The organism is Streptomyces sp. CA-251247 (assembly GCF_050952975.1).
Classification (GTDB): domain Bacteria; phylum Actinomycetota; class Actinomycetes; order Streptomycetales; family Streptomycetaceae; genus Streptomyces; species Streptomyces achmelvichensis.
Window position 1 is genome coordinate 8,149,948 of sequence record NZ_CP191861.1, and the last position, 21,851, is coordinate 8,171,798.

Below are 21,851 nucleotides of genomic sequence, written 5' to 3' on the forward strand. Positions count from 1 at the left end.
CGAGCGTTAGCGGACGGGGTTCCATGTGGCTCCTTCGCGGGTGAGGCGGACTGTTGCGGGTCGGCCGTCGAGGTAGGTGCCGGACGGGTCGGCTCCGGCCCACACCAGGTGCACCACCGCCGTGTTGGTGCCGGGGTGGTCGGGGGCGCGGCGGGCGACGGCGGCCTGGATCCGCACCCGCGTGTACGTGGCGGTGGCGGGCTGGGTGAAGTAGCGCGGCCACTTCTGGCGGCCGACGCCGGTCACTTCGGCGCTCCACATCGCCCGGCCCAGCGTCGCGAGCCGGATGCTCAGGCCAGCGGGCAGGTCGGGCGGCACTGCTTGCTCCAGCACCTGCTGCACGAGCGGGTCAGCTGCGGGCCCCGACCCGGGCGGCGGCAGGGCACCTGCCGCCGGCGTCGCGCCAACGGAGGCGGGCTTCGACGGTGTGCTGGTGCCCGTCGCTTCGGTATCCGGCTGCGACTCGGCGGCCGCCGAAGGGAGAGGGACGGCTCGGTCCGGCGGCGGGGCACCCGGGAGTGCGATAGCGATCAGGAGGCAGCCCGAGGCTGCGAGCAGGGGCGCTGCCAGCAGCAGAGTTCTGGTTCGGATGGGCGAGCTGGTGGTCATAGGATCCTGGCTCCTCCGGCGAAGCCGGACATGGCGCTGACCGGGTCGACGCGCACGGTGGTTCCGGGCCGGGCGGCGTTGATCATTTCTCCGTTCCCGAGGGCGATTCCGACGTGGTAGATCGTGCTGTCCTGGCCGGGGGGGTAGGCGAAGAAGACGAGGTCGCCGGGCTTGAGTGCGGCGATGCCGGCGGAGGCGGGGATCCGGGCCCCGGCCGCGGCCTGCGCGGCAGCGGTGCGAGGCAGTGTCACCCCGGCCTGCGCGAACGCATACAGGGCCAGGCCCGAGCAGTCGAAGCCGACGATGAAGGTGCCGTTCTGCCCGCCGGGCGAGCAGCAGATCCCGCTCGAGGGCCCCTTGGGGCTGCCGCCGCCCCACGAGTAGGGCACGCCCTTCTGCGCGATGGCGGCTTTGAGGACGGTGGCGACGGTGCCGGTGACGCCGCTGAGGTCGACGGTTTTTGCGGCGGCTTCGTACCGGTCGATCCAGGACAGGACGTCGCCCACGTAGGCGTCGGAGTGGTTGTACTGGAAGACGGCCCTCTTCAGCTGGGCCCGGTCGGCGAGGTTGCGCCCGTTTCCGCACAGGTAGAGGGCGGCGGACAGGGCGGCGTCGTCTGCGTTGTGCGGGTCGACCGCCTTGTCCTTGTTGCCGTCGCGGCCGTTCGCGCGGAATGTGGCGGGCAGGAACTGGAAGGGACCGACCGCCCGTTCGTAGCGGGTGTCGCCGTCCCATGCTCCTGCGTCGGTGTCGGGGAACGCGGTCACGTTGCCGCCGACGCCGGAGCCGTTCAGGACCGGGCCGAGGATGCGCGGATGGATGTCCCCGGCCGCTGTGACGGTGCGGCCGCCGGCGTGGTTCGATTCGATCCGCGCGATACCGGCGAGGACCGGCCATCGCATCCCGCGGCACTTCGGCGCCACATTGCGGATGTTCGCGGCCGCGTTCTTGTACGCGGTCAGCATCCGCTCCGGTATCCCGACCGCGGCGCCGCCGACAGCGTCGACCGGCACGCTCGCGTCGCGGGAAGCGAGCGCGCCGGCTGCGGACATCACTGTGATCACCGGGGCGCAGCACACCGCGCACGCCAGCAGCAGGACGGTGAGGCAGCCCCACTTCCGCCACGCTTTGACCGGCTTCATTCGTGGTCACCGCCCCATCGGGGTTCCTCGTCCCAACTGGTGCGCTGGGCCCGCATCAGGGCGTCGAACACCCGCCGCCGTGCATCGATCGCGGGATCCTCCTGACGCGATGCAGCACGGTCCCCGCCGCCATCGGCATTGGGGCGGTCCGCGGTCGGGGTGGCGGTGTAGATGACGGCTCCGGCGGACGCATCCCGGGCGGCGATGCGTGCCCGGGTGGCGGGGTCGTGGACCTGCCATGCGGTGGCCGCGCGCTGGGAGGCGTGATCGACGGCCTGCCCGACGGACCGTCCGGCCTGTGCCCACTGGCCGGTGTCTTGCCGGACCTGGTTCGCTGCCACCTTCAGCTGCGTCTTCGCATCCTGTGTGTACTGCGACGTCCGGTGCCCGCCGGCCTGGAGGTTGCGGGGCAGGGCGAGGGTTGCGCCGTAGCCGACACGGGCAGCGGTGGAGGCGATGCGGTAGCCGCGCAGGCGGGACGCCTTCTGGTGGATCCTCGAGCCCAGCAACGGCCGGTCGGTGTCCGGGTCGTGCAGGATCTCCCCCGTCGTCGGGTTCACCCGCACCCCGCCGCCCGGACCATCGGTACCGGTGTCTTCGCCTCCGTTGGCGATGATGCGCAGCAACTTGAGGGACTCGTCCTCCTTGGGCGGAGCCTTGCCGATCAGCGCACCGTAGGCGCCCTTCAGGGCGAGCCGGCCGCCGTGGGCGCCGAGCGCCAGCGGTGCCAGGCCGCGGCGTGCCTCCGCCATGGCCTCCCCGGCCATCCGGTTGGGATCGAGGACCGAGCCGGTTCCGTCGCCGAGGGCGGCGAGCGAGCCGAGGAGACCGTGGCGCGCGCCGAACGCCTGGTGCGCGCCGGACAGACCATGCGCGCCCAACAGCCCGGCCGCCATTCCGCCACCGGCGCCGATGCCGTGCATTGCGAGCGCCGCACCGAGTTCGGAGGTGTCGCCGGGCAGGTGGGTGCCGCCGACCTTCGCGTACCGCATCCGCATGGCCATGCGCTGACCGAAGGTCGTGATGCCGGCGAGCAGACGGCGGTGGAAGACCAGACCGACCAGGGCCAGAACATCGAGGAGCAGCAGCCGTTCGACCATCAGGTCGGGCCCGTCGGTGAGGATCACGTCCAGCGCCATGCCGAAGAACGGCAGGAACAGGCAGATCCCGAACATCGCCATCATGGAGATGCAGAACAGGGCCAGCCACTTCCACACGGTCTGCCGGTTCGGGCCGGGCAGCATGCCCCACACCAGCGCCACCACCCCGCCGGCGGCCGCGGCCGCATCCGCAGCCTGCGTCCCCAGGAGGACGATCGCGGCGGACAGCAGCATCGCGCAGATCAGCACAGCGGCGATCAGCAGCAGAAGCACCCCGCCGACCCGCTCCCAGGACGGCGTCTTGGCGTACTCGGCGCACTCCTTGCCCACCGGACCGGCGTCCTTCAGATCCTTGAGGAAGGCGGCGAACTGCTGGTCCTCCTCGCTCAGCACCGGCTCCAGAGTGTCCAGCAGCGCGTCGCCCTTGGTCAGCCCCGGCAGCGCCGCCGGACCGTCTGCATTGCGGCAATAGCGCTCGGCATGGTCGGACAGGTAACGGCACTGGTCCTCTTCACCGTCGGAGCGGCAGTAGTCCCCGGCAGCTCCGACGATCCGCTCGCACGGATCGTTCTTCTTCTCGTCGCCCTTGCCGCCTCGGTAGCCGCCGGTGATCCACTTCAGGTGGGCTTCGTAGGCCTTCTTGTCCGAGGCCTTGCCGGGGTCGAGGATGCGCCCGTACTGCAGCAGCATGTACGGCTTGACCACCAGGGCATTGGTGACCGAGTCCTGGATCGGCCGGGCGACCTGCTCGGCGGAGACGGGCTTCTTCCCCTGCTCTTCAAGGCACTTCGTCTCGTCCCGGCCGGCCATCCCGGGGCACGGCCCGGTGCTGTAGATCTTCCCGCCCCAGTCGTAGGAGTTGACCGTCTCCTGCGCGATCTCGCCCGCGGCCTGCTGCGAGGTAACCAGCGGGCCCTGCTCGGAGAGGAGGTAGTCGGGGCGGATGAACGCGCTCGCGGCGAACGCGGCGATGAGCAGGGTGAGGACGATCTCCCCGAGCCCTTTGCCGACCTTGCCCCGGACCATGAGCACCAGGCCGAAGATGAACGCCCACCCCAGCAGCAGCCCTTTGAGGCCGAGCTGGTCGACGACCGCGTGCTCATACGCGTCGGACACCTGCTGCGCCGGGTCGGCGAGCAGCTTCAGCAGCGGAAAGCGGAACGCTACGTCGATCGCCCAGCACGCCAGCCCCACCAGGATCCGCAGGACCTGGAAGAGGCCCGAGAGGACGAACGAGAGGATCTGCGACTTGAAGGAGAACACCGAACCGCCGCTGGCGGACAGCTCGTAGCCGTTGATCGGGGCGCCCTCGGAGCTGTTGACGTTCAGCGGGTCGAGGAAGCTCCCGTTCTCCCCGCTGCTGCCGGCGGCGTGCGCGACGCTTGTGTTCACCGTCAGGAACACCACCGTCAGCAGCACCGTGAACCCGGCGGAGCGCAGTGTGCCGCGATCGGGCCGCTTCACCGCCGACCCCGGCCTGCGGTGAGGGACAGCCCGATCGCACCGCTGATGGCCGCGCTGGAGAACAGCAGCAGCCACCCGCCCTGCTCAGGGACAGCGCTCTGGGCGGCGACGGGTTCGGTGTCGGCGAGCTCGCTCGTGAGGCAGTAGTGGTGCGCTGGTCCGAGAACCGCGTCGCAGCGGTCACTGACCGCGCGCGGCGCTTGCGACGCTGCCGACCCGCCTCCCTCTGAAGACTGTTGAGGGCGGGGTTGGATCCAGGCAGTGGCGATGCACAGCATCAGCAGCACTCCCGTCGCCATGCTCAGCACTGCTCGCAGGCGGGAGGTGGGGGAGGTCATGACGGACTTCCGTCCGCACCGACGGCAGTGTGCTCCAAGGCCGCGTCCGCGGCGTCCCCGGCCGGGTGGCCGGCGCCGGGGGTGGTGTAGATGGCGTTCTGGATGCGCGGCACCGGCGGGACGTGGACCTTGATCCGGCCGACCTGCATACGCGGGTCGCGCAGCAGCATCTCGCCCTCTCTTGCGGGCTGTCCGACGGGGGACAGGCCGGTGGTGACGAGCCGGACCAGGTCTTCGGCGTCGCTGTCGAGACCGAGGAACGACAGGGCCTTGCGGGCGCGGGCCTGGTCGCTGGTGCGGGCGACGATCTTGTAGGCGAGCAGGCCTGCGTCGGGACCGAGTTCGTCGAAGTCGTGCGCGGCGAGGATGCAGCCGGCGCCGTGCTTGCGCCCGTCGTGGAGGATCTCGTGGACCAGCGCGCTGCCCTCCGCGCTGGAAGTGAGCCAGTAGCACTCGTCCATCGCGACCGCGCAGAACCGGGAAGGGTCCGTGAAAGCGGCCTGCCGGGCGATCGCTGCGATCAGGTAGAGGACGGCGCGGCCGATGAGCGCTTCGAGGGGCTGCTGGCGCAGAACGTCGACGTTGGCGAACGCCTCGCGCGGCGGCAGGGTCAATCCTGTCGTGGTGACGACGACCATGTCGGCACCCAGGTCACCGTCCAACGTCACGGGCGGCAGGTCCGGGTGGAACACCATCGCTGCGAGGGGGTTGGAGGAGACGATCTGCAGAAGGTCGGCCATGGTCGCGGACGCGTCCCGCCTCGTCGCGGTACCGGCCTCGTTGCCGGCCATTGTTTGCAGCACCGCAAGGACACGGGCCATGGACGGGTCGTCGCCGGCGGCGACTTCCTCGACGGCGTGGTGGAGTACGGCTCCGGATGCGGACATCGGCCCGATGCCGAGCTGCAAGGTGAGGTAGGACTGGGCGTAGTGGGCGCCGGTCGGACCGCCGAACACGCGCAGCGGGTCGATCGACAGCTCGGCCTTGGCGGCGTCGATGACCTGGCAGCGGTTCCCGGCCGCGGATTTGGCGAAGGTGGCCCATTCGCGGATCGGGGTGCGGTCGATGACGATCGCCCGCCCGCCCCGGTCGACGACCGCGGACGTCAGAAGCTTTTCCAGCACGCTCTTGCCGGCGCCGAGGTCGCCGACGATGCCCACCGATGCGGAGGCGTTGCGCCGCGGGGCGTCGGCGATGTTCAGCAGGACCGGTCGGATCGTGCCGCAGTCGAGGTCGATGCCGACCATCAGGCCGGTCGGGTCCCCGACCGTGGTGTTCGTGAACGCGCCCGTAGCGGCCCAGTCCTCGGACAGTTGGTGCTGGGTGAACTCCCGCACCGCCGCCGGGCGCACCGCACCGGGCAGGCCCAGCGAGAACAGGGCCTCCTGCATGCCGTGTGGGCGCACCGCCCGGTAATCACCACCGGACAGCAGTCCCGCCAAGGCCCGTGCTCGCGCATCGCACGTGACCGCGTCCGGCCCCCAGACGGTGAGGACCGTCACCGACTGGACCTCCACCTCGACACTCGTACGCGACAGACGCGCATCGACTTCCGCGAGGTCGCCGGCTGCCTCGGGCAGCGAGTGCGGCATCCCGGTCGGCTGCGCCCCGTACTGCTCGGCCTGGTCCAGCAGCTCCTTCTTCTTGCGCCGTACCTGCTCCTTGGCTCGCTCCGCGGTGACCACCTGCAGGTCGACGGTGAAGTCAACCGGGAAGTCGAGGCCTTCGAGCTGGGCCAGCAGATCAGCCGAGTCCATGGCACGCGCGGCGGGCAGTTCGGCGAGCGCGAGGTGGGCCTGGTAGCCGGTACCCGTCTCGCTCTCGACCTGCAGCCACCTGCGCAGCAGCGGGGATACGCCGTCCTTGCGCCACCATGGCTGACCCTGCCGCGATGCACGCGCTTTCGCCTTCCGCCCTGCCTTCAGCGACGCGTCGTCGCCGCTGCGTGCATCGAGGGGACGGCCGCCTTCTGCGAGGCGGACCTGCCCGAGGTCGGCATACGTGGGCGAGCGCAGGACACCCCCGCGGACCCGGCCGCCGTAGAGCGTGGACTGCTCCGCGTCGGCGAGGAGCGGCTCTTCCAGACCGCGGTGGACCGCGTGCTGGACCATCCACACGATCTCGGCCGGCGACGCGGGCCGCAGTTCAAGGCCTCCGCCGAACGCGGCCTGCAGCCGTCCGGCCTGGTCCGTGTAGTCGGACACCTCCGCGGCCGATACCGGCGCCGGCGGCAGACCGAGAGCGGCGGATAGTTCCGTCCACATCGCTGCACCGGTCGCGGCGAGGTCGAACCGGCCGTGCGGTGACGAGAGCGGCAGGGCAAGCCACAGGGTGCGGCGGTGCATCTCCTGCCCGGCCAGCAGATCCAGGCCGGCCGCAGTCGTCTCCGCCCACGCGGGCAGACGCTGCCAGGGGACGCCGTCGACCATCTGATCCGCCACTTCGCCCGGATCAACCCGTGCAGCCAGCCCGAACAGCCGCGGCGCACCTGCGAGAGAACGCACCAGGCCAGTCACCCGGTTGAGCAGTTCGTCGCGGACGCGGGCAGGGACGTAGCGGCCGCCGACCGGAGTCACCCGCCAGATCGCCCACACGCCGCCCGACGTCGACCACACCAGGTGCCCGGCAATGTGTCGGAAGGGAATGCGCATCACAGGCTCCTGGTCCTCTGATCGTTCTCGGCGTCCCGCAGCAGCTGCGCCAGCCCGGTCACGGGCCGCGGCCGCACGACGGCCGCAGCGGGGGCGGGGTCGGGGGTGCGGCGGGCGGAACGCCGCCTCCGGCGGGCCGGCTTCTCCGCCGCGGTGTCGCCTGCCGCGGGGGCGGCTTCGAGGATGAACGTGCCGGACAGCAGGTGCGGGCGCCGGTCGCGGGCGGTGCGGCCGCCGATCCGGCCGGCCGGGTGCTGGGCCAGCAGCGTGAGCCAGCCGAAGAAGGCAGTGAACGGTGTCCGGCCGCCGATCTTCGCGCCGCGGACCGCCCACACGGACACCAGCCACAGCACCACCGGAACGGGACCGAGCCACGACCACCAGGCGAACGTCTTGATCAGCAGCAGCGCACCGCCGCCGAGAACGACCAGCTGCGCGGGGGTGTAGGGGCCGAACCAGATCACCCAGTCGCCCAACTTGCCCAGCACCCACGGATGCCGGCGCGCGGCGGTGTAGACCCGGGCGACCCGCGGCCGATCTGCCGGCGAGGCGTTCACAGGGCACCGCCGGCGTCCGGACCGTTCGGATCGGGCGGGATGACGACGCTGATGGCGCCGTGTCCAGTGGCGGGGTTGTTGACCTCGTCCTCGAAGATGTTGGCCAGCGAACCGCGGGAGTTGTAGATACCGAGCGCGATGACCAGGCCGATCAGCGCGCCGATCCCGGCTTTGAGACTGACCTTGCGCACGACGGTGATGACGACGATCGCGACCAGCGCGACCTGCAGGGCCTTGTCGCCCCAGGTGCCAAGGGTGTTGAGCCAGGCGTTGCCGAGGTCCGTCGCCTTCCCGGCGACCTGGAGGTCGGTGCTGTTCATCGCGCGGTCCCTCCAGCAGTCGGGGCGGGGGACGGTCCCGCGGTGTGTGTCGAACCGGCGTGGAGGCTGGTGATGTCCCAGCGGCCGGAGCGGGCGGTGACGGTGAGCTCGTAAGCAAGCGGCCAGCGGACGCCCGTGGAGTCAGTGGCCGTGACCCGGGCCCGGACTCGGCTCGTGGTGCCGTCAGCGGGCACGGGGCCGGCCGCGGTCTCGGACGTGGCGCTCACCTCGTCGACTGCGATCCGGACGTATCCGGTGGCGGGTACGGCATCGAGGCGGGTTCCGGGAGAGAGGTAGCGCTCGATGTCGCCGACGCCGGCGAGGTAGGCGCGGAAGAAGTCGGCGAGCGAGCTGGACAGCGGGCCCTCGGCGGGAAGCGTCTGCGTGAACGGCGACGGCGACGTCTTCGCGCCGGTGGGTCCGGCGATCTGGGCAGGAGCGGCGGTGACCGTGAACGCACCCGAGCCGCCCGCCCTCTCCTCGGAGCTGACCGGGACGGCGTAGTACCGCACCAGGGGCCGGGTGCCAGCGGCCCCAGGCGGGTGAGGGGACGCGCCGTCGCGGACAGCAAGCCGGACGGCGACGACAACCGACCAACGCCCCCGCTCTAGCCGGGCGCTGCGTATCGCCACTGCGTCCTGCGGCACCGCAGGAGCGGCCGTGCCCAGACGCTTCGGCAACTCGACGTCGGGCGCCAACCGGTGGACGGCCTGTGCAGTGGAACTGTCGGCCGCACCGGCGTCACTGCGCAGCCACAGGTCGCAGAACAGGACGGCCACCCCGCTCGGATCCTCCATGCGCAGATCGGCGGACGGCGGTGGCGCGGGCTGCGCAGTCGGTGTGACGGCCGCGGGCGATGCGCAGGCCACGGCCAGACCAATTGGCCCGGAGACGAGTGCTGCCCACACACCGAGCCGGGCAACGGACAGCCGGCGGTGCGCAATGCGCGTGGAAGGAAGGGCGTCAGTCTCTGGCTGTGGTCGCAACGATGCGGATGACTCTCCCGCAGGCGGGCGGCGCGAGGTTCGCAGGGACATGCTGGGGCTCCTGAGGAAGCGCGGTCGTGGGATTGCCCCAACTGAACCCGACGCACCTCACCGAATACCTCACCGAAAGTGGGGGTCCAGAATCACGGTTCCGCAACGAGGCAGGCGGTGAGTTTCCGGCACGATCGGTGAGTTCCCGTTTCCGCTCACCGGGGCAGGTCACAGGCCCCTTTCCCGGTCTGGGGCAGGTGGTGTCACATGTGTCTGCAGAGCGAACTTGCAGGAAGAAGGCTGCCTCACGGTCGCAGTCGAGAGACGTCCGGGCCCACTGGGGGGAAACTCACCGCCCGCAGGAAGGGAACTCACCGCCCCAGGCGGCCGACCTAGTGCTCTGACCGCATACCTTCGCCGGGTTGGGCGGGTGCGGGGCCATTAATGCCAGCTACCTGGCCGAGGCATCCGCATATGCTCGGCTCGTGCAGCCGCTTTCCGACCGCAGCAATCCGTTGATCACGGCGTTCCCAGCCGAGCTTGCAAGCGATGCCGAGGCAGTCCTGGCGGTGATGCCTGATTCTCGGCTCCAGCCGCATGCCTCGTTCTCGGTCACTGTCGAGGGCCAGCAGGTTTTGATCCCCGGGCGCCTCTACAACGACGAGCCGCCAACTCACAGGGTGGCGTCGCTTTCGTCGCGCCAACAACAGCTTCTGCACTGCCTGTACTCAAGGCACTGCGACGGCATGGTCAGGCAGCGCCACCTGGAGAAGGTCGTTGGTTCCACGGACCCATGGGTCGTCCCCTTCGTCGTGCAGCTGGTTGGCGAGTACGTCTTGGAGATCCTGGTCGTCATCTGCGATGAGCTCCGTGATCTCGCCACGCCCGGCACCTGCGGCCACCTCGCTTACGGGCAGTTCCTCGTGGACAACCCTGCCTTCTTCGCGCGCACTCAACGGCGGGTCGTGAGCTACTGGAGCTGCTACTACCGGAGCACCTACGCGAGTTTTCGGGGCTACCCGGGGTGCACGATTCTTGACCTCCTACGGTCCGCTGCCTCCGACAGAGCAGGACATCCCTGGCCCAACCTCGCTCCAGCCGGCGCCAGGGTGGACGGCTACTGCTAGGACCCGGCCGGGCAAGGTCGCCGGGCTGGTCAAGCGGCATCGGCGAGGGGACGTCCGCCCCAACGGATGCCCTTCTCGCTGCGGATGCGAGCGCGCTCGCGGCGCTGGGCTGCCAGCACGTCGGGGTGGCGGGCATTCGCGTTGCGCCAGCGCAGATAGGCGTGCAGGGCCCGGGTCTGCACGGTGTGGTTGCGGTGGTTGGAGTTGGCGATGGTGAACTGCCGCAGCGGCCCGAAGTGCGCCTCGATCGGGTTGGCCCAGGACGCGTATGTCGGCGTGAAGCACAGCTCGACGCGGTTCTTCTTCGCCCAGCGGCGGATCGTCTCGCCTTTGTGGGCGGACAGGTTGTCCAGGATGACGTAGATGGGGGCGCCGTCCGGTCGGGCAGCCCGGACCGATCTGAGCGCGGCCAGCGTGTTCGCAGCGCCCTTCTTCCGGCGGTTGACGCCCCAGAGCGTGTCGTCACCGACCGAATAGCAGCCATGGAAGTACCTGACGCCATGCGTGCGGTGGTAGGTCGCCGGGTGCCGCTCGGGGTGACTGGCCGGAGCCCAGCCCGCACCGCCGGTGGGGCGGATGCCGAGCGGGCCGAACTCGTCGAACGCGAAGACCCGGTCCGGGAAGCGGTCCAGGACCTCCTCGATCCGCTCCAGCTTTGCCTCGCGGTCGGGGTCCGGGGACTCCTTCCACGTCTTGGTGCGCTGGAAGGTGATGCCGCGGCGGGCGAGCAGACGGCGTAACGCCTCGCGGCCGATGCGGATGACCCGCCCATGGACTTTACGCAGGTGGGCCAGCAGTTTGCGGATGGACCAGCGAGTGAAGGGCTGACCGAGCTTGCTGGGGCGGGTGGTGGCCGTCTGGATGACGAAGTCCTCGTCGTCAGAACTGAGCAGGCGGGGACGGCCTCCCGCCCACCGAGGGTCCAGACAGGCCAGGCCGATCTCGTTGAACCGGTGGATCACCTCCCGGACGGTGCCCTCGTCGGCCTGCACCAGCTGGGCGATCACCCGGACCAGGTTCCCGCCGGCCGACGCCAGCAGCATCATCGCGCGTCGGAAGCGGACCGAACTGGTACTGCCCCGACGCACGATCTGCTGCAGCTTCTGCCCCTCCTGGTCAGTCAACCTGCGCACGCGGACGGGCTCAGCCATCACACCCCCAGCACTCGGATCGGATGTCACGCAACATCCAACCGCCCCGACCACCAACCCGGCGAACCAATGTGGTCAGAGCACTAGCAGGAACTCACCGCCCGCCGGGAGCATGCGCAGGACGAGTTCACCGCACGCGACGCTTCTGCCATCCGGCTCTCAACGTGGACTGCGCACGGGCGCGTGTCCGGCTGCGCAGTACAGCACCGTCGACACCGGCATGCTTCTGTGCGCAGCTACACAGCGCGGCTGTACGGATCACCATGCGCCATGGAAATTCTTGGCTGGTCCGTTGCGGCACCTGCGCAGTCCTTGGCTTCAGTACGGTGGAGACGGCTCCGCCATGGGCTGCTTGTCGACTCGTGCGAATGCGGTCTCGACCTCGCCGTCGCCGCGCTGCCGTGCGCGGACGAGCCGGCGAGGACGCCCTCCGGCCAGCATTCCCGCTGCGCCCGAGGCTTCCCCGACTCGTTGATGGAAGGAGCCGGCAGGGGGGCGGCCTGCTGGCCGCGCGGGTGCCCTACATGGACCTCGGCCGTGTCGTCAAAACGGACCGTGAGGTTGGGGTTGAACGGGGAGGAGGACGGGGCGGCATGGTGAGCGAAACCCACGTGCCAACGGTGCTGCGCATGAGCGACGATGCACCGATGTTGAACGTCACCGGCAGGGACGATGCCGAAAGCGCAGCTCTCTTGCTGACCACGATGCATGGGCTGCACAAGCAGCTGGGCGATTTCACCACTCAGCTCTACATCGCGTACGACTTCGGGGATGAGTCTGGGCTGGCGCCTGCCATCTTGATCGAAAAACACGCTGCGGGACCTGAACTGAGGATCCGCCACTGCTTCGGCTTCTTCGCGGAGGGCGACTCGGACGTCAGTGAGCTGCGGTTCTCGGCGGGTGTGGCCATCACCTCGGCCGGGTGCATCGTTGAAGCCATGGTGGATGTCGACCTTGAACGACCCCTGGGAGAGTTCGGCGCCGATGTCCACACCCTCTATTTTGAGCGGATTGATCAACTTTCCCTCTCGGACGCCCTAAGCCGTTTGGACGAGCAGGTCACGGCGCTCTGCACAATGGGCGATGTTCCGAATCGTCTGGGGTTCGATACGCGTTGAGCGAGGTCATCTCCTCAGCGGCACCACAGGAGACGAGCGAGTTCGTGGCGGCCGGGAGGGGTTTGAGACGGTTGCGCGGGAGTGGATCTGTGACGAGTTCTGCTTCGTCGCGTCGGCATACGGGTTCATGGAAGCGGATGCGGAGGAGCTGACCGCCGGCCCTGGTGAACGAGGGCGGGAAGGCCACCTCCGATCGAAGCCATTTGTTGAAAGCTGCGATCAGCACAGTCGCCTCGCGTCGGAGGTTCTACTCGGCAGGGCCCTGGAGCTGTGTCAGCAGGCGGTAAGCCTGTCGTTCCGAAATCCCCTCCGCGGCAGCGATGTCGGCCGCTGACGCCTGACCGTTGCTGTCAGCGAGCACTTTCTGGACTCGCGCCTTACGGGCGTCGGCTTCCCGCAACCGCGGGTTCGTCGCTCGATCGCGGGGCTTCGAGTCCTTGCTTCCATGCGGGCGGCCGCCGCCGGCACCTTCACCTGGACGCTGATCGGGCCACGCGACGATGGTGCGCCGGTACCAGTGGCCGACCCCAAAGATTTCCCTGTCGGGCTCGGGGGCATAGCCGTGGTTGATGTAAGCGCGCCATGCTTCGGGTTTGAGCTCGACGCCCAGACCGACCAGCACATTGCGGGCCTCCTCGCGGTCCAGCAGGTCGTCCGGAGACTCACCGGCAGGGAGTTCAGGGACGGGCTTGCCCTCGAGATGGGCGTCGATCTGCTCGGCATCCCAAATGAGGGTGCGAGCTCCCGGCCGGCTGATCGGCTCCGGTAGCTGCTGAACCGCTCCGCGAAGCAGAGTCTTGCGACCCTGGCGCTTGGCAATGTCTGCCGTGCTCAGAGGCGTACGGCCGGCGGGGATCATTGCTCTCCGATCTGGCGGCTGGCTGGACCAGCGTGCGGGATGAGGTGACGACGGAGCATCAAGGTAAGACGCCAACAAATGTAGCACGTTTATTGGCGGCAGGTGCCATTGCAGGGGCCGCGAGATGACGCCGCGGCCCCTGACGGGCGTGTTTCAGTTCAGGCTGGGTTGCAGTCGTTCGGCGAGCCACGATGCGGCGTTGACCGGGACCGCGTTACCGACCTGCCTGGTCAAGTCGGCGGCCGTGGTGCCTTGGAAGACGTGGGTGTCGGGGAAGCGCTGGGCTCGGACTTTGGTCCTGGGGCTGATCATCTGGACGTCGCAGTCGTCGACCGTGAGGCTCCGGCGGGGCTTGACGAGCAGGTGGTGGTTGCCCTCGGCGGTGATGGCCCCGATGGGTTCGTCTAGGGACTGCACAGTGCAGTGATTGCGCAGGGTGGCGATGAACGGCTCGCCCTGGAAGCGCTCGAGGCCGGGTGACCTTGCGGCGGGTCTCGGCACCGTAGGGGGTGAACTTCGTGCAGTTGGCCCGCCCGTCGCGGAACCGCCGCCCGGGCAGGGCGAGGTCGATGTTGTCGCGGATCGGGCGGGTGACCGGCTCGAGTGCTGCGCAGGGATCCAGTGCTCGGCCGGGGAGTCGAAGAACGCCAGCAGTTCCTCTTGATCGTCGGTGATCCTTGCCCGGTCAGGTTCGACTAACCATGACCGCCGCAGCCGGATCATGACACCTGCCTGGCATGATGCGGCACCCGCTTCACGCACTAACTCGTCAGGCCGTAGAGCAGCTAACGCATAGCTGGTCTCAGGGCAGCGCAGTGACGAGTTCTGCTGGAGGAGTGCGGAGTTGGGTGTCCTTGCTGGGCGGTGTGCCGAACATGCGGCGGTATTCACGGCTGAACTGGGAGGGGCTGTCGTAGCCAACGCTGAGGCCCACACCGGTGATGTCTGAGGGGCGGCTGGCGAGCAGGAGCCTGGCTTCTTGCAAGCGGATGCACTTTTGGAACTGGATGGGGCTCATCCCTGTGACGGTCTGAAAGTTGCGGTGAAACGCGGAAACGCTCACGCCGGCCATTTCCGCCAGGTCCTCCACGCGGAAGGCGGTGGCGTAGTTCTCCCGGATGTAACGCACGGCGCGGTTGATGTGGGCCAGCGCACTGTCGGCGAGACCGAGCTGGCGGATAGCGGCTCCCTGTTCCCCGCGCAGGAGATGCCAGAGGATTTCCCGCTTAACCATGGGAGCGAGGATCTTGCGGTCCGCGGGCTGCTCCAGCAGCCGCAGCAGGCGCACGATGGCGTCCAGCAGTGAAGGCGAAGCTGTGGAGACGGCGATGCCGGGTGATGTGGTGCGTGGGGTGGTCGGCAGGTCTCGGGGGTCGGCTTCCAGTAGGAGTTCGGCAAGGGCTGAGGGAGCGAGAGTCATGCCGAAGCCGAGGGTGGGCTGCCCGGTGTCCAGGACATGGCCGGTGACGGGGAGGTCGGCAGAGGCGATCAGGTATTCGCCGGGCCGGTACTCGTAGAGGCGTTCGCCCAGGGCGAGGCGTTTGCCGCCCTGGGCGATGACTGCGAGCACAGTCCCGGACATCCCGGCCGCCGAAGCGTTGGGGGTGAATTTGCATACCTGGATGCCGGCAATCGCCGTGCTCATGTCGGGCCGCGCATGCCGGTTAAGAAGCTCACGCATTTCGTCCAGTGCAGACATGAATCCATTCTTGCACGAACCTCCACATGTAGGCGTTGACTGGGCAGGATTAGGCAGGCATTGATCATTCCGCAAATGTCCGGTGTCCGACGAGGCCAGACCCCGTGGGCGGCTCTCGGCCCGTGGCGGAGTGAGCCGTGGGCGGGAGTATGTGGTCCGGAAGGGGGCTTGGCGACAGCTCACAGCACGAGCAGTTCAGAGGTTCTGGCCTCCGGAGACTTCGATGTCCTGGGCGGTGATCCACCGGCCTTCTTCGGAGACCAGCATGGCGATGACCATGCCGATGTCGTCGGGCTCGCCGACGCGGCCGAGGGTGAAGGTCTTCGCCAGTTCCGGGATGATCTCAGGGTTCTTACTGAACGCGTCGTCGGCGAAGCGGGTGACGGTGGCTCCCGGTGCGACCGAGTTCACGCGGATGCCGCGGGGGCCGAACTCCTTGGCCATGTAGCGGGTGAGCACCGCCACGGCGCCCTTGAGAGCCGCGTAGACGGAGTATCCCGGCGCGGTCACCTGGGGCAGCGTGGAGTTGCTGGTCAGGTTGACGATGGCGCCGCCGTCGGCGATGAGGGGCAGCAGAGTCTGGGTGAGGAAGAAGGGCCCCTTGAACAGGCCGTCCGTGAGCCGGTCGAATTCTTCCTCGCGGGTGTCCTCGATCATCGCCATGCCGGCGAATCCAGCGTTGTTGACCAGCTGGTCGAAGGATTGCCGCTGGAAAGTCTCTCGCAGCACCTCGGCAACGGCCTCCCGGAAGACGGTGAATCCCGCCGTGTTGCCGAGATCCAGGTGCAGCGCCACGGCAGTGCCGCCGTGTTGTTCGATCCGCGCAACGGTGTCCTCGGCGCCCCGTTCGTTGGAGCTGTAGGTCAGGATGACGCCAGTACCGCGCCGGGCGATCTGCAGGGCGGAGCTCTGGCCGATGCCGGAGCTCGCGCCGGTGACGACGGCTACCTTCATGTTGTGCCTCCTGGGCCTGAGGATTCGTCGGAATCCGTGGGGGAGTGTGTCCCTTCCAGGAGACCGCTGTGCCACGTCCGCGAAAAGAATGATCCTCTTCGTCTCTTGCCTAATCCTCTTAGATGGACGCGGCCAGACCGTCCTTCGCCGTGCCCCATCCGACTGGCTAGCGCGCAGGCCAGTGTGGGTTCGGCGTGCCGTCATCGTTCATGTGCGCCCGCTGCCAGATCTGATTCCAGTTGAACGGGGTCTCCGGCTCGCACGGGTGCCGCTGCTCGCACGGACATGGCACCAGCTCCCAGGCGCACCCAGGGCACAGCTCGACCCAGCCGTGCCCGGTCGAGTTGAGCACCCGCGGTCCTTCATCCGCGCAAGCCGGGCAGCCGGGCGGCTCGGCACCGTCCAGAATCGCGTTCTGCCGCCGGACGTACTCGGGCAGTCGCAGCGACGGGTGGCGAATTGGGTTTTGGTGCCAGACGCGGTCCGGGCCGTCCCACCTGCTCTGCAGCCACCATGGTCGCGGGTTTGGTACAGCCCGCCGCCCGGTCCGCTTCTCCGCCCGGCGTTGCGCGGCATACTCCTGCGCCCGCGCGAGCCACAGCACCCGCGCCTCATGCAGTTCCTCCACCGCCCGCACCAGCGCGTCCGGGTCCGCCTCCAGCCGCCGGGGGATCGCGGCGCTGAGCGTGAGGTGGTGATATGTCGCCCGGAAGCCGTACGGCGCAAAGAGGGGGAGGCAGGTCCGCAGCGCGCTGTGCCGGCGGTGGAGGGGAAGGCGGGCGTCGTGCACGTGCGCTCGGTGGGTCAGGAAGCTGGTCATGGTGTGGGCGCCAGGTCCAGTGCCCGTGCCAGGGCGGCAGTGACGGCGGCGGCGTGTGCCGGCAGGTGTTGTTCAGCCCAGGTTCCGGCAAGGCTGAGGAAGGCCTGCAAGTCCTGCTGGGCGCCGGTGACGAGCGTGCGTACCTGGTCTACCGACAGCTCGATCACCGGGCTGCCGTCCGTTGCCTGGGCGTCGAGCGTGAGCCGGACGATGCTGCCGACGCGTTCGGCCACCGACGACGGATCGTGGCCGAGGTAGGCGTAGCCGGTGCCGTCGAGCAGCTCCAGCCAGTCCCGCCAGGTCTCCAGGCCGTTGCAGCAGCCCGGCTCGACGAAGTCGGTGTCGGTGTCGGTGTCGGTGTGGTTACCCGGAGCCCTCCGGCGGCGAACGGGTCAGGCATGGTGAGCAGCCCGTGCAGGAAGGCGCCGAGCGGGTCGGTCGTACACGGCCCGTGCTCCTCCTCCGGCTCGAACTCGTTGCAGTCGGCGATCCGCATGACCGCTGTGCCGACGTCCGCCGGAGTCAGCTCCCGTCAGCATGAAGTAGCCAAATGGCTCGTGCTCGCCAACAGGCCAGAGCACGAAGTCGTCGCAGCGGAAATCTCCAGAACGGTTTGCATCACCATCACATGGGGATGATGCCGGACCCACTGCTACGCCGCCACGGGCTTTCAGCTGCGGCATCGGGCTCGGAGCGGGCCCGCTACCTGGGCAGCTTCGCGGTGCGCTCCGGGCCGGTGCCGACATGGCGCATGGCGGTCTGCTCGGTAATGCCGAATCGGCGCATCAGCAGGAGCGGGTCGGCGCATTTTGCCGCCTCATTGAGGATGCGGTCCTGGCGCAGAGCGCCCAGCTTCAGCCATATGCCGGGGCCGCGGGCGTGGACTGTCCCGCGGCCCCGGTTGTTGGCGTCACGTGGTGCGGCCGTGCCGGTCGGCGAGTGCGGTGAGGTAGGCGACGAGGGCTGCGGAGTCGGTTTCGTAGTCGCCGGTGGCGAACTCGGCATCAGGGTCCTCGGGCAGCGCTGAGGCGTTCTCGGTGTGGTAGTCGCAGCCCAGCGATCCGTGGTCGGCTATGGGGTGCTGGTTGGACACGTCGATGCCGTGGCGGGTGGTGCCCGACCAGTTGACGTATCCGCCGTCCTGGAAGGTGATGTGTGCGTAGGTGCCGTGGTCGTGCACGGGAGTGCACGCGATTCCGGCTGCCCGGAGCCGATTGAGGACCGATCGGTCGACACGCTGGTCGTCCACGATTTCGGCTATTTCGGTGACCGGGATCTGGATGACGTCCGTGCTGGCGTGACGGCGCACGACGACTCCGGTGTCCCCGTCGTACTCGGCCCACGGCTTGGGGTCGCTCCCGTTGCGCGGTTGGTGGGCAAGCGGAACGAACCGGCTGCCGTCATGGCAGACGATGCGGACGGTGCCGTCGCCTCTGGCCAGGGCAGCGACAAGGTCGGCCGTCGTGGAAACGTCAGCGGGTGAGTGGGGCTGCTGGGGTGCGGACATGGGTCGAACTCCTTTGGCAGAGGTCGTTGTTGGCGAGTGCGGCTCGCCGAGCGCACTCGATCGCTTGACTGCCAGGGGAGGGCGCCGCAGTGCCCTCCCCCCGGGCATGCAGGTCAGGCGAGGGCGTCAAGCAGTGCCGCGGCGTTCTCGGTTCGGCGCGCGCCGATCGCGCGGAGGAGCCTGCGGGTCTTGCCGCGGCGGGAGAGCTCGTAGCCGGGCCCGGTGGCGGTCATGTGGAACACCGGGCAGCCGATGCCTGCCGCCGCTGATGCGGCCTCCAGCGGGACGGTCATGGTGTCGGCGGAGGGCTCGACGAGGACCAGGCCGTCCGACAGGGCGGCGAGCAGCTGCGCGGAGTAGGCGAGGCTGTTCCTGCCGGCCGGGGTTCCGGGCCGGTAGGCGCTGACCGCGACTCCGCCCCGGTTCCGGACGGCCATCATCAGCTCGGCCTGGCTGCGGGGATGGCAGGTGTCCAGTCCGCACGGCAGCACGGCGAGGGTGGGACTGCCCGATGCGCGGGCTGCCTGCTGGACGGCGGTGTCGATCCCGTGCGAGAGCATGGACACCACCGTCCTCCCGGCAGCAACGAGTTCGCGCCCCACGTCGGCCGCGCACGCGGTGCCGACCTGGCTCGCCGCGCGTCCGCCGGTCACCGCGACAGCGTTCTCGGACAGTTGGCGCAGGTCACCGGTTCCACGCACCCACAGTCCGAGCGGGCAGTCCTCCTGGAGGGCTGCCAGCCCACCGGGCCAGTGGTCCTCTCCCGGCAGGACGAACTCGGCGGTGAGCTGCGCCGTGCGGAGCTCCGCCTCGGGCTGGTACTCGGCGATCGGACCGCTGGTGTGCTGGGCGGCGAGGCGCTGCCACGTCTCGACCGCGCCGACGGCGGCGATGCTCATGTGGACGTCGGCCGGGGCGCGGAACGTGGCCAGAGCGGTGCGAGCGGCCCGCTCGCTGATCGGGGTGCTGACAGAAGACACGGTGAACCTCCATCACGGGGGTGGGTCTGGGAGTGGTGCGCGGTGATCGGGCGGCGGGGCCAACCGCCGCCCGATCACCGGTGGTGCGCCAGGGGGTGCTGAACTGCCCCGGCGGTGCTGCTAGGCGCGGGCGAGAATCAGAGGGGTGTCGCGGCCGATCTGTTCAGCGAGGCCGCGCTCCTTGGCCAGGGCGTTCAGTACGTCGTCGAACTCGACCGGAAGGCCCTTCGTGGCCAGGTAGCGGACGCCGAATCCATGACTCCAGTGCGGATAGCTGCCGGGGCCGAACTTGGCGTCGATGGTCCAGTCCGTCTCCTCCACCAGCATCGACAGGTGATAGGAAACCGGCTCGGTGGCATCGCCGAGAAGGACGAGCATGTGCGCCTCCAAGCCGATCCGGTCTCCGCCGACAAGCGGCGACACCTTCTCCTCCCGACGCTCGATGCTCTTGACGGTGGCGACGGCTTCGAGCGTCTCGCCGTTGTGGTCGAACCGAATGGTGTGGCGCTGCTCGATGGTCTCGGGCACAGGTCCTCCTGATGTCGTGGTCCGGGTGCCGGGCGGGGGGCCAACCCCGCCCCGACTTCAATAATTCTACCACTTTTAATGCCGTCTGATGGGGTGCATTTTCCGGCGCCGACTCCGAACACGGCACCCGTGGCGGCCGGTTGTGACGGGAAGAGTGCCGGTCAGCGGCGGGCGAGCTGCGCGAGGCGTCCCATAGCTGTGGTGGTGCTCGGGGTGAAGAGCAGCCCGAGCGCCTGCATCTCGTTCAGTCCGAGGAGCTCGGCTGCCTTGCGCGGGACGTAGACGCATGCGCCGTCCGGGGCCGTGGCTTCGATGCTGCCGGTGCGCAGCGTGTAGCCGGCGAGGTGACAGGCCGCAGCCGCGACGGAGAGCGTGACTCCGTGGGGCGGTTCCTCCCCGGGCGGGACCAGAATTCCGGGGCGACTGCTCCGGCCGACGCATCCCCTCTGGTCGTGGCAGTGCGGACGGGCGGCGAGCCATTCGTAGACCTCGCCCGCCAGTACGGCCGCACCCGTCGCCGACAGCGGGCCTGCGTCGTCTCCCGGTTCCTGATCGAGGCCGGGCAGCTGCGCGGCCCCTGGGCCGCTGGCAGCGGTCGAACTGGTGCGGGTGGCTGTGCCGGTGCGGTCGGCGAGCGTGAGGGTGTGGTCGGTACAGGTGTAGAGGTGGGTGCCGGTGTGCTGGTAGCGGCCGTGGTGGCACGCGCCGCAGATGATCGGTGGGAACATGGCTCGTCACTCCCTCGGGTGCGATCCGGTGGCCGGTGCCGCGCTGTTCACGCGGCACCGGGGCGGCGGGGGGCCGGTCAGGCGGGAAGCGCGAGCCGGATACCGGCGACGGAGGCTGCGACGCTGGCGCACCTCTCGCACACCCGGCGCCGGGCGATCTTCGTCACCGCGTTCGAGCCGCAGTAGCCCCAGGAGCACTCCCACTCCTCGATCGGCGGGCAGCAACGGCCGACCGAGTACGCGTGGGTCTCGCACTGGGCGTTGCGGAGGTGGTCCGGCATGGCGTGCAGCCGGATCGGGCGCCGCTGGAGCGTCGACTCGACGGCGGTGGGGATCATCTCCCCCGTGTCGTACTGGAAGACGATGTTCAGCTCCCGGTAGCGCTCGGGGGTGGTGTAGAACGGCAGGCCGCGGTGGCTCCACACCATGGCGAGATGCCCCGCTGTGATCAGCTCCGACAGTTCGCTGTGCGAGTGGAGGTCGATGGCGTACCGCTGCTCAAGGCACCAGTTGTAGCCGTAGCGGCGCAGCATTCGCCGAGCCGTCGCGGCCGGTCCGCTCTGCGCCTCGTCCAGCGTGCGGACGGCGGCCAGCGCGGCGACCGGGTCGGTGTTCAGCAACTCGACGGCGGCCTCGGCCTCCTGCGCGGTGGCGTACTCGGTGAGGGTGTAGCCGTTCAAGCGGTCGGTGACCTGGTGGCCGGTGCCGCCGGTGGCGGTGAGGTACTGCGGCGGGGGCGGCTGCATGCGGCTGCTGCGGGACATGGGGGTCCTCCGGCTTCGCGGGGTGGGGCCTGGGAGTCCGGGGGCCAACCCGGAGGTTCCGACATAAATAATTCTAGCACTATAGGCGGTTCGATGGGGTTCGATGTTCCCCAACGGCCGTGATGACCTGGGCTTTTGGTGACGCTGGCCGGTCGGGGCGCGCTAGTCGGTGGGGTAGAGAACGACGGCGGGGACGGCCTCGTCGGGGAGGTCCCCGAAGGTGCGGCGGGCCCACTTGCCGCGCGCGAGGACTTTCGGGGTGGGGTAGGCCGTGCCGCGCAGCTGGTCGTCCAGCGCGTACATGCCTTCGACGACGTCGGCCGCGGGGGCGTACCCGCTCGTGCCGTCGGCGTCGGCGGACATGACGACGATGTAGTCCCTGGGGAATCGCGAGAGCAGATCGCAGAGTTGGCTGGCCGTGAGCGGCTCAGATTCGGGGGTCTCGGACGTGGTCATGG

Annotated in this window: 24 protein-coding genes; 3 read left to right on the top strand and 21 right to left on the bottom strand. The window is 69.3% G+C overall.

Features of this window, described 5'->3' with window-relative positions; all coding sequences use genetic code 11:
- Positions 1–6: 6 nt before the first annotated feature.
- The 8 genes from ACQPWZ_RS36425 to ACQPWZ_RS36460 all read right to left on the bottom strand — a co-directional run bounded on the left by ACQPWZ_RS36425 (position 7) and on the right by ACQPWZ_RS36460 (position 8,978).
- The gene (locus ACQPWZ_RS36425; RefSeq protein WP_433573715.1) at positions 7–333 is read right to left on the bottom strand and encodes a hypothetical protein; all 327 of its coding nucleotides are present in this window, start codon (positions 331–333) and stop codon (positions 7–9) included.
- 272 nt (positions 334–605) lie between these two features.
- Positions 606–1,751, bottom strand: a complete 1,146-nt coding sequence (locus ACQPWZ_RS36430; protein ID WP_433573716.1) for an NlpC/P60 family protein — start codon at positions 1,749–1,751, stop codon at positions 606–608.
- Complete coding sequence (locus tag ACQPWZ_RS36435) at positions 1,748–4,315, bottom strand: hypothetical protein (RefSeq protein WP_433573717.1); 2,568 nt, start codon at positions 4,313–4,315, stop codon at positions 1,748–1,750. The genes ACQPWZ_RS36430 and ACQPWZ_RS36435 overlap by 4 nt, the downstream gene beginning before the upstream one ends.
- Positions 4,312–4,653, bottom strand: a complete 342-nt coding sequence (locus ACQPWZ_RS36440) for a hypothetical protein (protein WP_433573718.1) — start codon at positions 4,651–4,653, stop codon at positions 4,312–4,314. Before ACQPWZ_RS36440 ends, ACQPWZ_RS36435 begins: the two co-directional genes overlap by 4 nt.
- Entirely contained in the window at positions 4,650–7,304 is a 2,655-nt protein-coding gene (locus tag ACQPWZ_RS36445) for an ATP-binding protein (protein ID WP_433573719.1), read from the bottom strand. The genes ACQPWZ_RS36440 and ACQPWZ_RS36445 overlap by 4 nt, the downstream gene beginning before the upstream one ends.
- Positions 7,304–7,861, bottom strand: a complete 558-nt coding sequence (locus tag ACQPWZ_RS36450) for a hypothetical protein (RefSeq protein WP_433573720.1) — start codon at positions 7,859–7,861, stop codon at positions 7,304–7,306. The genes ACQPWZ_RS36445 and ACQPWZ_RS36450 overlap by 1 nt, the downstream gene beginning before the upstream one ends.
- Positions 7,858–8,181 carry a hypothetical protein gene (locus ACQPWZ_RS36455; RefSeq protein WP_433573721.1) on the bottom strand — a complete coding sequence of 108 codons (324 nt, stop codon included), beginning with the start codon at positions 8,179–8,181 and terminating at the stop codon, positions 7,858–7,860. Before ACQPWZ_RS36455 ends, ACQPWZ_RS36450 begins: the two co-directional genes overlap by 4 nt.
- The gene (locus tag ACQPWZ_RS36460; protein WP_433573722.1) at positions 8,178–8,978 is read right to left on the bottom strand and encodes a conjugal transfer protein; all 801 of its coding nucleotides are present in this window, start codon (positions 8,976–8,978) and stop codon (positions 8,178–8,180) included. Before ACQPWZ_RS36460 ends, ACQPWZ_RS36455 begins: the two co-directional genes overlap by 4 nt.
- A gap of 665 nt (positions 8,979–9,643) precedes the next feature.
- Here ACQPWZ_RS36460 and ACQPWZ_RS36465 point away from each other — a divergent pair.
- On the top strand, positions 9,644–10,285 hold the full coding sequence (locus ACQPWZ_RS36465) for a hypothetical protein (RefSeq protein WP_433573723.1): 642 nt from the start codon (positions 9,644–9,646) through the stop codon (positions 10,283–10,285).
- A gap of 29 nt (positions 10,286–10,314) precedes the next feature.
- On the opposite strand, the gene ACQPWZ_RS36470 is transcribed toward ACQPWZ_RS36465, so the two are convergent.
- A complete protein-coding gene (locus ACQPWZ_RS36470; RefSeq protein ID WP_433573724.1) occupies positions 10,315–11,436 on the bottom strand; it encodes an IS630 family transposase in 1,122 nt (373 codons plus the stop codon).
- A 593-nt stretch (positions 11,437–12,029) separates the two neighbouring features.
- Between ACQPWZ_RS36470 and ACQPWZ_RS36475 the strand changes: the two genes are divergently transcribed.
- Together ACQPWZ_RS36475 and ACQPWZ_RS36480 are read left to right on the top strand one after the other, a co-directional pair.
- Positions 12,030–12,554, top strand: a complete 525-nt coding sequence (locus ACQPWZ_RS36475) for a hypothetical protein (RefSeq protein ID WP_433573725.1) — start codon at positions 12,030–12,032, stop codon at positions 12,552–12,554.
- Positions 12,520–12,888 (top strand): DUF5713 family protein, encoded by a 369-nt coding sequence (locus ACQPWZ_RS36480; RefSeq protein ID WP_433573726.1) that lies wholly within the window; start codon positions 12,520–12,522, stop codon positions 12,886–12,888. The genes ACQPWZ_RS36475 and ACQPWZ_RS36480 overlap by 35 nt, the downstream gene beginning before the upstream one ends.
- Here the strand turns inward: ACQPWZ_RS36480 and ACQPWZ_RS36485 are convergent.
- The 12 genes from ACQPWZ_RS36485 to ACQPWZ_RS36540 all read right to left on the bottom strand — a co-directional run bounded on the left by ACQPWZ_RS36485 (position 12,802) and on the right by ACQPWZ_RS36540 (position 21,849).
- Positions 12,802–13,413 (bottom strand): hypothetical protein, encoded by a 612-nt coding sequence (locus ACQPWZ_RS36485; RefSeq protein WP_433573727.1) that lies wholly within the window; start codon positions 13,411–13,413, stop codon positions 12,802–12,804. The genes ACQPWZ_RS36480 and ACQPWZ_RS36485 overlap by 87 nt on opposite strands.
- Before the next feature lie 153 nt (positions 13,414–13,566).
- Positions 13,567–13,914 carry a DNA cytosine methyltransferase gene (locus ACQPWZ_RS36490; protein ID WP_433573728.1) on the bottom strand — a complete coding sequence of 116 codons (348 nt, stop codon included), beginning with the start codon at positions 13,912–13,914 and terminating at the stop codon, positions 13,567–13,569.
- 301 nt (positions 13,915–14,215) lie between these two features.
- The gene (locus ACQPWZ_RS36495; protein WP_433573729.1) at positions 14,216–15,112 is read right to left on the bottom strand and encodes an AraC family transcriptional regulator; all 897 of its coding nucleotides are present in this window, start codon (positions 15,110–15,112) and stop codon (positions 14,216–14,218) included.
- 195 nt (positions 15,113–15,307) lie between these two features.
- Positions 15,308–16,066, bottom strand: coding sequence for an SDR family NAD(P)-dependent oxidoreductase (locus tag ACQPWZ_RS36500; protein WP_433573730.1), 759 nt, complete (start codon positions 16,064–16,066; stop codon positions 15,308–15,310).
- Positions 16,067–16,232: 166 nt separating this feature from the next.
- The gene (locus ACQPWZ_RS36505) at positions 16,233–16,886 is read right to left on the bottom strand and encodes a hypothetical protein (protein ID WP_433573731.1); all 654 of its coding nucleotides are present in this window, start codon (positions 16,884–16,886) and stop codon (positions 16,233–16,235) included.
- On the bottom strand, positions 16,883–17,119 hold the full coding sequence (locus ACQPWZ_RS36510; protein WP_433573732.1) for a hypothetical protein: 237 nt from the start codon (positions 17,117–17,119) through the stop codon (positions 16,883–16,885). The genes ACQPWZ_RS36505 and ACQPWZ_RS36510 overlap by 4 nt, the downstream gene beginning before the upstream one ends.
- A 677-nt stretch (positions 17,120–17,796) precedes the next feature.
- Complete coding sequence (locus ACQPWZ_RS36515) at positions 17,797–18,393, bottom strand: hypothetical protein (protein ID WP_433573733.1); 597 nt, start codon at positions 18,391–18,393, stop codon at positions 17,797–17,799.
- A gap of 113 nt (positions 18,394–18,506) precedes the next feature.
- Complete coding sequence (locus ACQPWZ_RS36520) at positions 18,507–19,373, bottom strand: DNA-processing protein DprA (protein ID WP_433573734.1); 867 nt, start codon at positions 19,371–19,373, stop codon at positions 18,507–18,509.
- A 120-nt stretch (positions 19,374–19,493) separates the two neighbouring features.
- A complete protein-coding gene (locus tag ACQPWZ_RS36525) occupies positions 19,494–19,901 on the bottom strand; it encodes a hypothetical protein (protein WP_340478642.1) in 408 nt (135 codons plus the stop codon).
- 161 nt (positions 19,902–20,062) lie between these two features.
- Entirely contained in the window at positions 20,063–20,629 is a 567-nt protein-coding gene (locus ACQPWZ_RS36530; protein ID WP_433573735.1) for a hypothetical protein, read from the bottom strand.
- Between the two features lie 77 nt (positions 20,630–20,706).
- Positions 20,707–21,393 (bottom strand): hypothetical protein, encoded by a 687-nt coding sequence (locus tag ACQPWZ_RS36535; RefSeq protein ID WP_433573736.1) that lies wholly within the window; start codon positions 21,391–21,393, stop codon positions 20,707–20,709.
- A 162-nt stretch (positions 21,394–21,555) separates the two neighbouring features.
- Entirely contained in the window at positions 21,556–21,849 is a 294-nt protein-coding gene (locus ACQPWZ_RS36540) for a hypothetical protein (RefSeq protein ID WP_433573737.1), read from the bottom strand.
- Positions 21,850–21,851: the final 2 nt, after the last annotated feature.